This window comes from Microbacter sp. GSS18 (assembly GCA_029319145.1).
GTDB lineage: Bacteria > Actinomycetota > Actinomycetes > Actinomycetales > Microbacteriaceae > Microbacterium.
Genome location: CP119753.1, coordinates 3,513,715 through 3,525,808, shown reverse-complemented (window position 1 = coordinate 3,525,808; position 12,094 = coordinate 3,513,715). Strand labels below are relative to the sequence as shown.

At 70.1% G+C, this 12,094-nt stretch carries 12 protein-coding genes; 7 read left to right on the top strand and 5 right to left on the bottom strand.

Annotated features, from left to right (window positions below):
- The first annotated feature begins 12 nt into the window (after positions 1–12).
- From P0L94_16320 to P0L94_16295, 6 genes are read left to right on the top strand one after another with little or no spacing between them, the layout of a single operon-like run.
- Complete coding sequence (locus tag P0L94_16320; protein ID WES64021.1) at positions 13–903, top strand: transketolase; 891 nt, start codon at positions 13–15, stop codon at positions 901–903.
- Positions 900–1,868 carry a transketolase C-terminal domain-containing protein gene (locus tag P0L94_16315; GenBank protein ID WES64020.1) on the top strand — a complete coding sequence of 323 codons (969 nt, stop codon included), beginning with the start codon at positions 900–902 and terminating at the stop codon, positions 1,866–1,868. The genes P0L94_16320 and P0L94_16315 overlap by 4 nt, the downstream gene beginning before the upstream one ends.
- The gene (locus P0L94_16310) at positions 1,865–2,938 is read left to right on the top strand and encodes an alcohol dehydrogenase catalytic domain-containing protein (GenBank protein ID WES64019.1); all 1,074 of its coding nucleotides are present in this window, start codon (positions 1,865–1,867) and stop codon (positions 2,936–2,938) included. The genes P0L94_16315 and P0L94_16310 overlap by 4 nt, the downstream gene beginning before the upstream one ends.
- 16 nt (positions 2,939–2,954) lie before the next feature.
- Positions 2,955–3,740, top strand: coding sequence for an SDR family NAD(P)-dependent oxidoreductase (locus P0L94_16305; GenBank protein ID WES64018.1), 786 nt, complete (start codon positions 2,955–2,957; stop codon positions 3,738–3,740).
- Positions 3,740–4,696 (top strand): sugar phosphate isomerase/epimerase, encoded by a 957-nt coding sequence (locus tag P0L94_16300; protein ID WES64017.1) that lies wholly within the window; start codon positions 3,740–3,742, stop codon positions 4,694–4,696. The genes P0L94_16305 and P0L94_16300 overlap by 1 nt, the downstream gene beginning before the upstream one ends.
- A 23-nt stretch (positions 4,697–4,719) precedes the next feature.
- Positions 4,720–5,658 (top strand): LysR family transcriptional regulator, encoded by a 939-nt coding sequence (locus P0L94_16295; GenBank protein WES64016.1) that lies wholly within the window; start codon positions 4,720–4,722, stop codon positions 5,656–5,658.
- On the opposite strand, the gene P0L94_16290 is transcribed toward P0L94_16295, so the two are convergent.
- The 5 genes from P0L94_16290 to P0L94_16270 all read right to left on the bottom strand — a co-directional run bounded on the left by P0L94_16290 (position 5,581) and on the right by P0L94_16270 (position 10,209).
- On the bottom strand, positions 5,581–6,645 hold the full coding sequence (locus tag P0L94_16290; protein ID WES64015.1) for an MBL fold metallo-hydrolase: 1,065 nt from the start codon (positions 6,643–6,645) through the stop codon (positions 5,581–5,583). The genes P0L94_16295 and P0L94_16290 overlap by 78 nt on opposite strands.
- Entirely contained in the window at positions 6,642–7,454 is an 813-nt protein-coding gene (locus tag P0L94_16285; protein ID WES64014.1) for an ABC transporter ATP-binding protein, read from the bottom strand. The genes P0L94_16290 and P0L94_16285 overlap by 4 nt, the downstream gene beginning before the upstream one ends.
- A gap of 30 nt (positions 7,455–7,484) precedes the next feature.
- Entirely contained in the window at positions 7,485–8,279 is a 795-nt protein-coding gene (locus P0L94_16280; protein ID WES64013.1) for an ABC transporter permease, read from the bottom strand.
- Complete coding sequence (locus tag P0L94_16275) at positions 8,276–9,118, bottom strand: ABC transporter permease (protein ID WES64012.1); 843 nt, start codon at positions 9,116–9,118, stop codon at positions 8,276–8,278. Before P0L94_16275 ends, P0L94_16280 begins: the two co-directional genes overlap by 4 nt.
- 80 nt (positions 9,119–9,198) lie before the next feature.
- Positions 9,199–10,209: an ABC transporter substrate-binding protein gene (locus tag P0L94_16270; protein WES64011.1), complete on the bottom strand. Its 1,011-nt coding sequence runs from the start codon at positions 10,207–10,209 to the stop codon at positions 9,199–9,201.
- A gap of 202 nt (positions 10,210–10,411) precedes the next feature.
- Between P0L94_16270 and P0L94_16265 the strand changes: the two genes are divergently transcribed.
- Positions 10,412–12,091: a DUF389 domain-containing protein gene (locus P0L94_16265; protein WES64010.1), complete on the top strand. Its 1,680-nt coding sequence runs from the start codon at positions 10,412–10,414 to the stop codon at positions 12,089–12,091.
- The last annotated feature ends 3 nt before the right edge of the window (positions 12,092–12,094 follow it).

Below are 12,094 nucleotides of genomic sequence, written 5' to 3'. Positions count from 1 at the left end.
AGGAGTGAGCACATGAGTCGCGAGGCGCTTTTGACCGCACGGGCCCACACCGTGCCGCAGCTGGAAGAGACGGCGTGGGAACTGCGCCGACTGCTGATGCAGCTGAGCCACAGCTACAACGGGCCCATCCATGTCGGCGGGGATCTGTCCGCAGCCGATGTCTTCACCGCGCTGTTCCACTACGGACTCGCGGTCGATCCCACGGACCTCGCGAACCCGGCGCGCGACCGCTTCGTCCTGAGCAAGGGCCACGCCGCGGTGTGCATGTACCTGACGATGGCTCAGCGCGGCTTCTTCACGGTCGATTCGATCTTCGACACCTACGGCCAGCTCGACAGCGCCTACGGCATGCACCCGTGCAAGGTGCAGCTGCCCGGCGTCGAGGCGTCGACGGGCTCGCTCGGTCACGGGCTGCCCCTCGCCGTCGGCATGGCCCTTGCGGCGCGGCAGGGCCGTAAGCCGCATCGCGTCTTCACGCTGCTCGGCGACGGCGAGACCGGCGAAGGCTCGGTGTGGGAGGCCGCCATGGCCGCCCGCAGCAACCGCCTCGGGAACCTCGTCGCCGTCGTCGACCGCAACCGACAGCTCATGACCACCCACGACGAGGAACTGGTCGTCCTCGAGCCGTACACCGACAAATGGGCCGCGTTCGGCTGGAACGTCGTCCACGTCGACGGCCACGACATGCAGGCCCTCGTCGACGCGATCGACGCGCTCCCGGCACCCGACTCCCAGACCCCGACCGTTCTCGTGTGCGAAACGGTGAAGGGCAAGGGCGTCGACTTCATGGAGGGGCAGATCGCCTGGCACGCCGGTTCGCTCGGCGACGCAGACCTCGAGCGAGCGCTCGCATCGCTCGACGCCCACCGACCCGAACTGGCAACCGAAGGGATCCGCTCATGACGACCGCAGTGACCGGAGACATGGTCTCCGCACGTTCCGTGATCGGCTCGACGCTGGCCGAGCTCGGCGAGGACAACCCCGACCTCTGGGTCCTCACGCCGGACATCGGCGGCTCGCTCGGCGCGTTCCGCTCGCAGTTCCCCGACCGCTTCGTCGACGTCGGGCTCGCCGAGCAGGCGTGCGTCGGCGTCGCCGCCGGACTCGCCTACGACGGCAAGACCCCGGTCGTGTTCGGGATGCTTCCCTTTCTGAGCATGCGCGCGCTCGAGCAGGTGCGCACCGACGTCTGCTACCCGAACCTGCCGGTCAAGATCGTCGGCTCGCACGGCGGCCTCGTCGGCAACGGCGGCTCCACCCACTACGCCGTCGAGGACATCGCCCTGATGTCGGCGCTGACCAACATGACGGTGACCTCCGTCGCCGACCCGCTGATGGCCGGCGAGGTGCTGCGCGCCTCCATGGACCTCGACGGGCCGCTGTACCTGCGGATGGGCGTCGGCAAGTCGGACCCGGTGCTCTACGAGCCCGGCAGCGTGGACGTCACGATCGGCAAGGGGATCGTCGCCCGCGAGGGCACGGACCTGACGATCCTGGCGCATGGCACGACGGTGCGCCAGGCGCTCGACGCCGCCGACGTCCTCGCGGGCGAGGGCATCGAGTCACGCGTGGTCGACATGTTCACCATCAAGCCGCTCGATGAGGAGCTCGTCCTCGCCAGCGCGGCCGAGACCGGCCGCATCCTCGTCGTCGAGGACCACCTCGCCTACGGGGGCCTGGGGTCGCGCGTGGCGGATCTGCTGATGGACCGGGGCGCGGGCGGCGTGGCGTTCGAGCGCCTCGGCATCCCCCAGGTCTACGCGGGATTCGGCCCGGACGAGGCCCTCCGCGAGAAGCACGGCTACGGACCGACCGAGACGCTCGCCGCCGCGCGCCGCCTCGTCCGAGGCGAGGGGAGCAGCCGATGAAGACGGTCGCCGTCACCAAGGTGGGACGTCTCGCCGACCCCGACGAGAACGCGCGCGGGACGGTCGAGGTCATCGACTTCCCCCGGCAGGACGTCGGGCCCGAGGACGTCCGCATCCGGATCGCCTACTCCTCCATCTGCGGCTCCGACCCGCACGTCGCCGAAGGCTTCTTCCGGCGCGACGTGCCGTTCGGGCTGGGGCACGAGGTGTCGGGCGTCATCGTCGAGCTCGGCGAGCGCGCGACGCGGTCGGGTCTCGCCGTTGGGGACCGCGTCGCCTGCAACTTCCTGAAGTTCTGCGGCGTGTGCCGCCCCTGTCTCGACGGCCGCCAGCAGTTCTGCGAGAACCTGCGCAACGAGTACCGCCGCCCGGGCATGAGCGAGGAGGTCGTGTGGCACGAGTCTCAGGTGTACCGCCTCCCCGACAGCGTGTCGCTGCTGGAGGGCTGCCTGCTCGAACCGACGTCGATCGCGGTGCGTATCGCCGACAAGGCGCGCATCCGCGTCGGGGACCGCGTCGCGGTCTGCGGCGGCGGCCCCATCGGTCAGCTGGCGCTCCAGGTCCTGAAGATGGCGGGAGCGACCAGCCTGACCCTCATCGAGCCGATCGCCGAGCGACGCGAGATCGCGCTCGCCACCGGCGCGGAGCACGTCATCGACCCGATCGCCGAGGACCAGGCCGCGCGCGCGGACGAGATCACCGACGGACGCGGGTACGACCTCGTCGTCGACGCCTCCGGCTCGCCGCGCGCCGTCCGCGGGCTGCTCGACCTCGCAGTCAAGGGCGGCACCGTCCTGTACGGCGCCATGTACCCGCACGACTACGAGCTGCCGCTCAACCTCGCCGAGTACCTCTACCAGCGCGAGCTGACGCTCACGGGTGTCTTCGTGGCGCCGTACGCGTTCCCGCGCGCGCTCCAGATCCTGCCGCACCTCGAGCTGACGGAGCTCACGCGCGCCGTGTTCCCGCTCGAGGACGCGGCCGAGGCTTTCCAGGTCCACCTCAGCGGGCGCCACCCCAAGGTCGTCCTGCAGTGCAACGACCTCGACGAGTACGACCTTCACGACTGACGACAGGAGAATCACCATGCGACTCGAAGGCAGAGTGGCCATCATCACGGGCGGTGCGGGCGGCATCGGCCACGCGACCGTGCGGAAGTTCCTGCGCGAGGGCGCCAAGGTCGTCGTCGCCGACCTCGACCTCGAGCGGGCGCAGGCCGTCGTGGACGAGGCGGATGCCGACGGCTTCGCCGGATCCGCCCTCGCCGCGCGTGTCGACGTGTCGAGCTACCCCGACGTCGTGGCGCTCGTCGCCCGCACCGTCGAGGCGTTCGGGCGGCTCGACGTCATGTTCAACAACGCCGGCATCGCCGGTGGCCGCCCCCTTCTCGAGCAGAATCCCGAGAAGGACTACTACCCGATGATCCGCATCGACCAGGACAGCGTGTACTTCGGCATCCTGGCCGCCGCGCACCAGTTCGTCGCGCAGGAGTCCCCCGGCGTCATCATCAGCACGTCGTCGATCTACGGGGAGTCCGCGGCCGAGAACGCCATGGTCTACGGCGCCGCCAAGGCGGCGGTCATCTCGTTCACGCGGTCGGCAGCGTACGAGCTCGGCCCGCGCGGCATCCGCGCCGTCGCCATCACGCCGGGGCGCGTCAACACCCACATGATCCAGCGCCTGGGCACCGAGCTCGGCGAGCTGTTCAAGTCGCAGCAGGTCAGCGGCAAGCTCACCGAGCCCGAGGAGATCGCCAACACCGTCGCCTTCCTGGCCTCGGACGACGCCTCGGCGATCAACGGCACGGTCGTGCACGTCGACGAGGGCTACTCCGCCTTCAAGCAGCGGTTCGCGCCGCCCCGGTTCGACTGATGTCCGCGATGATCGACACGCCGCTCGACGTCGCGTGCCAGCTCGGCATCGTCGGGCCGGGGCTGGACGTCGCGCTGCTCGAGCACGCGCTGCCGCGGCTCGCGGAAGCCGGATTCCGGCGCGTCGTGCTCCCCCGCATCGCACCCGACGCACCTGTCGACGTCGCGCGGATCCGCGGCCTGCTCGCCGACAGCGGCCTGGCGCCGATCGGCATGGCGGGGCAGACGCCCGACGCGGACGTCGGTTCGGCGGATGCCGACGTGCATGCGCGTGGGCTCGCCCTGCTGAGGCACGCGCTCGAGACGACCGTGGGCCTCGGCGGCGACCAGCTCAATGGCGTCCCCTACGGCCCGTACGGCAAGGCCGCGCAGCCGCCCGCACCAGGGGCGTTCGAGCGTGCGGCGAGCGCCGCTGGACTCATCGCCGACGAGGCCCGCGAGCGGGGCATCACGATGACCTTCGAGGTGCTCAACCGGTACGAGACCGCGATGGTCAACACGGCCGCCCAGGCGGTGGACTTCGTCGCCGCCAGTGGCTCGTCGCACCTGCGCATCCATCTCGACGCATTCCACATGTCGATCGAGGAGCCCGGCATCCGGGCCGCGGTCCGCACCGCGCTCCCCCACCTCGCGTACGTCGAGCTCGGCCAATCGGGGCGCGGTGCTCTCGGCGAGGGCGTGATCGACATGGAGGCGACGATCGCCGCCGTCCTCGACGAAGGGTACGACGGACGCTGGGGCATCGAGGCGTTCACCCGCACCCTGCTGCCGGCGCCGGTCGCCGACCGGCTGGCCATCTGGCGGGAGCCCTACACGGACGGACTCGCCCTCGCCGTCGATGCGCAGCGGGTCATCCGCAACGGCTGGGCCCACAGCTCGGCCGGCCGCAAGGCGCTGCGCGAGCAGCGCGCGGCCGAGGCACGCCAAGGGGCGGCGGCGGCGCGACCCGTGCGGTAGCGTCCGAGTATGCGGGCGGAACGATGACGCTGGAGCTCCGACAGCTCACGTACGTGCTGGCGACGGCTCGCGCCGGATCCTTCTCGAAGGCCGCCGCCGACCTCGGCCTCGCCCAGCCGTCGCTGAGCGCGGCCGTCTTGCAGCTCGAGACCGAGCTGGGCGTGCGCATCTTCGAGCGCAGCTCGCGGGGAGTGGTCCCCACGGCCGTCGGCGCCTACGTGGTGCGCCAGGCGCAGCGGGTGCTGCGCGATGTCGACGATCTGCGCTCCACGGTCCGCTCCATGGCGAGCGGCGCGACCGGCGCCATCACGTTCGGCGTGGTCCCCGTGCTGGCGTGGCAGTCGGCTCCCGCGATCATGCGCGCGTTCACCGCCGCGTGGCCGGATGCCGAGCTGTCGATCCGGGAGCGCAACGCCTCCGAGATCATCGAGCTGCTGATCGAGGGGGCGATCGACGTCGGCATGGTGGCGACAGCCTCGAGCTCGCACCTGAAGGAGTTCCACCGCGGCGTGCTCGTCGTCGAATCGCTCGGATCGGTCAACCTCATCGCGGCACTGCCCTCGACCTACGCGGAGAGCCCGGACCCGATCCCGCTCTCCGCCTTCGCGGACGAGGCGATCGCGATCCCGCCGCCCTCGACCCGCACCTTCGGCTTGCGGTCGGGCATGCTGCGGGCATTCGACCAGGCGAATCTGCCCGAGCCGAAGGTGAGGGACGTGCCGTCGCTCTTCGAAGCGATCCCGCTGGCGATGGCCGGCATCGCGGTGGCCATCATCCCCGAGGGGATGCGCGGCGCGATCACGTCGCCGGATCTCGTGCTGCGGTCGATCCTCAACGGGCCGGCACCGCTCGAGATCTCGCTGCTGCGCCGCACCCGCAACACGTCACCGGCTGTCAGCCGCTTCGCGCGCGTCGCCCGCGACACCATGCGCGGCAGCGCGAAGCGCTCCGCCCCGCAGTGAGATGACCTCGAGGTCCTCGGGAACCAGGAACCGTCGCGGGAACGACTCTCCGCTGCGCAGCCACAGCTCGCGTGGCGCTCCGCGCGGAACGAGGTGGTGGAGGGCGAGCTGCCGCGCCCCAGCCGCCTCGGCGATGCGCATCGCATCCTCGGGGGAGGTGTGGGCCGAGTAGTGGTGATCGCGCACCGCGCGGGCCGAGTCGTCCCGCGTCTGCTCGTACTGCTCCTCCACCCACGCGAAGTCGAGCGCCTCGTGCAGCAGAAGATCGGCGTCCCGGGCGAGCCGGATCATGTTGTCGGTCGGGCCGGTGTCGCCCGAGATCGCCACGACGCCGCCCTCGGTCTCGAACCGGAAGCCGAACGCCGGCGCCATCGGCGCATGCTTGACCAGTACCGCCGACACGCGCACCGCGTCGTCCTCGAACACCACGAACGGGTCCATCTCGGGCGTGGGGTTGTCATTGGCGTGGAAGCCCGCCGACGCGGGGATCTGGATCTCCTGCGGGGTGAACCAGTCCAGCGGCGTCGGCTTGAGCGAATCGAGCAGCCGGTCGTTGATGTCGGTCGCGAACCCGCGCAGAAGCTGGTCGACGGTGTCGATCATGCCGGGGGTCGGGTTCTCGGGGAACACCGGCTGCAGGGTCGCTGAGGCGCGGGGGCTCAGACGCGGCAGGACGCCGCGGGGGCCCGGGCCGATGACCGGGATGCGGTGGGTCGGCGGGATCGGCATCCGCATGATCCCGAAGACCATGAGGGCGCCGAGATCCACGATGTGATCCGAGTGCAGGTGCGTGATGAAAACGCCGCGGAGGCTCCCGAAGGGCAGGCCCGCGCGCACCATCTGCCGGCCGACGCCGGAGCCGGCGTCGACGAGGTAGGTGCGATCGCCGACGACGACCGCGGTGGCGATCCCGGTGCGCTGACCATCGGCGCCCCACACGGGTCCGCCGGCGGTGCCGAGGGTGATGACGTGGGGTTCGGCGGTCATGCGCGAACCGCCCGGACGTTCTGCGTCACCGGCTTCTTCGCCTGCTGGATGAGGTCGAAGACCTCTGCCCGCAGCTCGCCGAACCGCGGCAGGTTCTTCGTCTCGACCTGGTGCCGCTCGACGGGCAGGTCGACGGAGATGTCGCGCGCGACCTGCGCCGGCGCGCCCGAGAGCACGATGACGCGGTCGCCGAGGTAGACGGCCTCGTCGATGTCGTGCGTGACGAACAGCACCGTCATGCCCAGGCGCCGGCTCATGTCGAGCACGAGGTCCTCGAGCTCGATGCGCGTCTGCGCGTCGACGGCGGCGAAGGGCTCGTCCATGAGCAGGACGTCGGGCTGGTACGCGAGCCCGCGCGCGATCGCCGCGCGCTGCTGCATGCCGCCGGACATCTCCCACGGGTAGAGCTTGCCCTTGCCGGCGAGTCCGACGTTGGCGAGCGCCTCCTCCACGAGCGCGGCGCGCTCGGCCTTGGGGAACTTCGCCTTGTGCAGCGGCATCTCGACGTTCTTCTCCACCGTCATCCACGGCAGGAGGCTCCGGGAGTAGTCCTGGAAGATGACCGCGAGCTTGGCGGGCGGCTCGGTGACCGTCTCGCCTTCGAACACGACCCGTCCCGACGTCGGACGGGTCAGGCCCGCGATGCACTTCAGGAGCGTGGTCTTGCCCGAGCCCGAGGGCCCGACGACGCAGACGAACTGGCCGTTGTCCACGGCGAAGTCGACGCCGTTGAGGATCTGCGCCCGGGATTCGCCCGAGACGTATGCCTTGCCGAGGTCTTCCACGGCGAGGACGTGTTGCTGAGACATCAGTGAACTCTCTTTCGCTAGGACCCGGGGCTACGCCGCCCCGGTCGCTTCCCGCATCCGGATCTGCCAGCGGAGGACGCGGCGCTCGATGACGACGAACACCGACGTGAGGAGGTAGCCGAGCAGGCCGAGCATGATCGTGCCCGCCCAGGTCTGGGCCACCTGGAACAGCTGCTGCGACTCGAGGACGAAGTATCCGAGCCCGCGTGTGGCTCCGACCATCTCGCTGACGACGATGAGGATGATCGAGATCTGCAGCGAGATGCGGTACCCCGCCACGATCTGCGGGCCCGCGCTCGGCAGCACCACCTGAGATATGGTCTGCCACGGCGTCAGCCGGTAGGACCGGGCCATGTCGCGTACCTGCGTGTCGACGCTGCGCACGCCGTCGATGGTGTTCAGCAGCGTCGGCCATACCGCGCCGATCGCGATCAGCGCGATGCTCATGGAGTTGCCGAGGCCGAACAGCGCCAGCACGATCGGGATGAGCGCCGGTGACGGGAGCGACCGGAAGAAGTTGATGATCGGCGCGAGGAACGCCCGCAGGACGGGGCTGCGCCCGAGGATCACACCCAGGACCGTGCCGGTCACGAGCGCGATCGTCAGGCCCGCGACGAAGTTCGCCAGCGTCGGGAGCAGGTCCTCGACGAGGCGCGGACCGAAGATCCACTGGCCGACGATCTCGTCGACGATCTCCGACAGCGGCGGGAAGTAGAGCGACGGGTTCGTCTCGCTCGTGAACCACCACAGCGCGATGATCGCGATGGGGAGCCACGCCCGCAGCAGGAAGATGTGCAGGTGGTGACGGAGGTCGATGCCGTTCATGCCGACACCCGCTCTCGCTGCGACGCATGCCAGAACAGCAGCGGACCGTTCAGAGCCGCGATGCCCGCGTTGAGCGCGAGTCCGAGCAGGCCCATCGCGACGATGAGGGCGTACATCCGGTCGAGCAGGCCGTTGACCTGCGCCGTCGAGAGCATGGCGCCCAGCCCGGGGATGCCGATGATGTACTCCGTGACGATCGCGGTGACCAGCGCCATCGTGATCGAGATGCGCAGGCCCGTCATGGCGAAGGGCGTGAGGCTCGGGATGACGATGCGGAACGTCCGCTGCAGCGGGCTGAACCGGTAGACCCGGGCCATGTCGAGCGCGACGCCCGAGACCTCGCGCAGACCGTAGACGAGCTGCGTCAGCATCGGCCACAGCGCCGCGAAGACGACGAGGAACAGCTCCACGGACTTCGTCGGACCCCAGATGAGGATCGTCAGCGGGATGAGGGCGACCGGCGGGATGGGCTTGAGGAACTCGATCACGAACCAGGTCGACTCGCGGAAGTACATGCTCCGGTGGATGGCCATCGCCAGTGGGATCGCGATGGCGATGACGAGCACGACACCCAGCAGGGCGACGGTGACGGTGGCGAGCACCGCGCCCCAGAAGGTCGTGTTGATCAGCAGCGCCGCGAATCCGGCCGCGACGTCCAGCGGCGGGGGAACGGCACGCGGGGACAGTGCGCCCGTCATGCTCGCGATCTGCCAGATGGCGATGATGGAGGCCAGTCCCGCGGCTCCGAGTCCGAGCTCGGCGCGGCGCGACAATGTGCGCGGTCCGCTCGGGCGCGGGCCGGCGGTGCGCGGTGCACTCGGCGATATTGCGGTGACCATGTCGACGCCCCTTCTCTGCGTTGGTGGTTTCTGTGGTGCGGTGGCGGGCGACACGTGCGTCGCCCGCCACCGAGCCGTGGTCAGGGCAGCCAGACCATCGCGGATGCTTCGGGCTCGTTCGCGATCAGACCCATCTCGAGCATCGCGTCGGCCATCGCCTGCACATCGGCGGGCTCCACCTCGCCGCGGAAGCCGGGCAGGTAGATGGTGTCGGCGACGGCCTGGTCCAGATCGAGCTCCTGGACGAGCAGCGCACGCACCGCGTCGGGGTTGTTCTGCGCATAGTCGTTGGCGTCGATCATGGCGTTTCGCATGGCGTCGGCGATGTCGGCGTTGTTCGAGAGGTACTCCGTGCTGGCGACGAGGACCGCGTCCGTGAACTCGGCGGGGATCACGTCGATACCGGGAGCACGGTAGGCGTTGAAGGCCGCGACGAAGCCGGCGTCGGCCGCTGCCGCCCGGAACGGCTCGGACGCGATGATGGCGTCGACCTGGCCGTCCTCGAGGGCCGGGATCTGCTCGTTGAGGTTCATGACGACCCAGTTGATGCCGTCGGGGGCGCCACCGTCGGCGAGGTAGTTGGCCATGACCCCTACATACGGACCCGAACCGACGGCGTTGACGGCGACGGTCTTGCCCTCGAGGTCGGCGGGGCGACTGATGTCACTGCCCTGCTGCACCATCACCTGGTCGTCTCCGAGCGTCGGATCGGCGGGCTCGGCTTGGACGCCGGCGACGATCTGGATCGGGAGGTCGTTGTCGATCGCGGTGATGATCGGCGCGGTGGCCGCGTTGGCGAACTGCATCTGACCGTTCAGGAGCGAGGGTGCGGATGCGGCGAAGTTGGGCGACTGGGTGATCGTCACGTCGAGGCCGTACTCCTCGAAGATCCCCTGGTCGTCGGCGATCCACAGCGGGACGGCGGCGGTCGTGAACACCGCCCCGACCGTGATGGGCGTGAGCCCCTCCGTGGATGATGCGGCGGCGACGTCTCCCGTCGGGTCGTCCGAGGTGCACCCGGCGAGGGTGACGGCGAGCGCTGCTGCGCTGACGATGAGAGCCGCGCGACGGATTCGTGCCGCTGCGTTCATGGCGAACTCCTCTTTGTGTTCGTTGCGTCGGTCGGCTGTGACCGGGTACGCATCTGTGCGTGTATCCAGCGTGCGGGGCCCGGACCGCAGGCGGAAGCCGTCGATTCCCTGGCCCGGCCATAGGCCGCGGCTATGGCTCGGTCTCGCCCCGTCGCGCCGATCCCTGCCCGAGACGGACTCCCCGCGGCCCTAGGATGAGCGCATGGCGACGGAAGGGCCGGGGGCGGAGCTCGACGACAAGGCCGACTGGGTCGACCCGAGCGCCGACTCGCACCTGCGCGATCAGCTGAGCGCCTTGACCGGCGCGCTGTCGAACACGGTGGCGCTTCGCGGCCTGGTCGCGATGGGCGCCGGGACCATCGTGCTGCTGCTGCCGGGCGCGACCACGACTCTCGTCACAGCGATCGTCATCGCGCTGCTGGCGTTCACCGGGCTCCAGGACATCTTCTACGCGCTGACCGGCAAGCGCTGGTTCGGCCGACCGATCAACCGATGGCTCGCGGCGCCGCGCGGCCTCGCCGCCATCGCCTTCGCCGCCGCGATGGGCTTCCTCGCATACGCCGGGGCGGGCGAGCTCACGCTCGCCCTCCTCGTCGGGCTCGTCGGAATCTACATCGGCATCCGGGGAGTGATCTCGGTCCTCTCGGCGCTGCTCAAGCGCCGAGAGCGCGACCCCCTTCCGGGCATCGCCGGCGGCTCGCTCGCCGTCATCGCGGGGATCCTGGCGTACGCCGTGCCGCAGACCATCGTCTCGACCGTCATCATCACGACCGCGGCCGCCTCGCTGCTGCTCGGGCTGCTGCTGATCTCATGGAGCCTGCGCCGAGCAGCGCGGGGCTCGGGCCTGAATCCGTCGACGGCCTCGATCCCGGATGTGGTGTGGGACTGGATCGACGGGTCGGACATCGGTCGCAAGGTGCGGGCGGACCAGGCCGGCGGACTCTACTTCGAGCAGCCCCAGCGCCTCACCAAGCTCGGCACGTGGTGGGTCATGCTCGTGCTCTCGGTCGCCATCGCGACGTTCGCCGTGCTCGCCGACTCCACCGCGGTCGTCATCGGCGCCATGCTCGTCGCGCCGCTGATGACACCGATTCTGGGCCTCGCGGGTGCCCTCGTGAACGGGTGGGGACGACGCGCCGCCAACTCCGCCGCCCTCGTCGCCGCGGGGGCGATCGCCTCGATCACCCTCGCGTACGGCATCACCGCGTGGGCCCCCGTGGCCGTCTCGTTCTCCTCGAACACGCAGATCGTCTCGCGGGTGAGCCCGAACACGATCGACATGCTCATCGCGCTCGCGGCGGGCGCCGCCGGCGCGTTCGCCACGGTCAACGCACGCGTCGCCAGCGGAATCGCCGGCGTGGCGATCGCGGTCGCCCTCGTTCCGCCGCTCGCCGTGGTCGGCGTCACCCTCAACGGCGGTCGCTTCGGTGAAGCGGGCGGGGCGGCACTGCTGTTCCTGACCAACTTCGTCGCGATCGTGCTCTCTGCCGCGATGGTGTTCGTCCTGACCGGCTTCGCCCGACCCTTCGCACTGCGCAATCGTCCGCGGCAGATCATCAAGACCGTGACGCCCTTCATCGCCCTCGCGGGCGTCATCCTGCTGCCGCTCATGCTCACGTCCGAAGGAACGCTGCAGACGGAGACCCGTGAGCGGGATGCTCAGCGCACCGTGGAGGAGTGGCTGGGCGAGGCGACGGCGTTCCAGATCACCGATGTCTCGGCCTCCGCCTCTCTCGTCGAAGTGACGATCACGGGGCCCGGGGATCCCCCGGAGGCGAGCGATCTGCTCGCGGCCCTCCAGGACGACTTCATCGGTCCCGTCGGGCTCCAGCTCGTCGTCGTGCCGGTGGACGTCACCGAGCTCCCGCCGCCCGGCTCATAGCGG

Coding starts and splice junctions, on each gene's coding strand:
- P0L94_16300 (WES64017.1), top strand. CDS start 3,740: ATGTCCGCGATGATCGACACGCCGCTCGACGTCGCGTGCCAGCTCGGC.
- P0L94_16280 (WES64013.1), bottom strand. CDS start 8,279: ATGAACGGCATCGACCTCCGTCACCACCTGCACATCTTCCTGCTGCGG.
- P0L94_16285 (WES64014.1), bottom strand. CDS start 7,454: ATGTCTCAGCAACACGTCCTCGCCGTGGAAGACCTCGGCAAGGCATAC.
- P0L94_16310 (WES64019.1), top strand. CDS start 1,865: ATGAAGACGGTCGCCGTCACCAAGGTGGGACGTCTCGCCGACCCCGAC.
- P0L94_16295 (WES64016.1), top strand. CDS start 4,720: ATGACGCTGGAGCTCCGACAGCTCACGTACGTGCTGGCGACGGCTCGC.
- P0L94_16305 (WES64018.1), top strand. CDS start 2,955: ATGCGACTCGAAGGCAGAGTGGCCATCATCACGGGCGGTGCGGGCGGC.
- P0L94_16320 (WES64021.1), top strand. CDS start 13: ATGAGTCGCGAGGCGCTTTTGACCGCACGGGCCCACACCGTGCCGCAG.
- P0L94_16315 (WES64020.1), top strand. CDS start 900: ATGACGACCGCAGTGACCGGAGACATGGTCTCCGCACGTTCCGTGATC.
- P0L94_16275 (WES64012.1), bottom strand. CDS start 9,118: ATGGTCACCGCAATATCGCCGAGTGCACCGCGCACCGCCGGCCCGCGC.
- P0L94_16270 (WES64011.1), bottom strand. CDS start 10,209: ATGAACGCAGCGGCACGAATCCGTCGCGCGGCTCTCATCGTCAGCGCA.
- P0L94_16290 (WES64015.1), bottom strand. CDS start 6,645: ATGACCGCCGAACCCCACGTCATCACCCTCGGCACCGCCGGCGGACCC.
- P0L94_16265 (WES64010.1), top strand. CDS start 10,412: ATGGCGACGGAAGGGCCGGGGGCGGAGCTCGACGACAAGGCCGACTGG.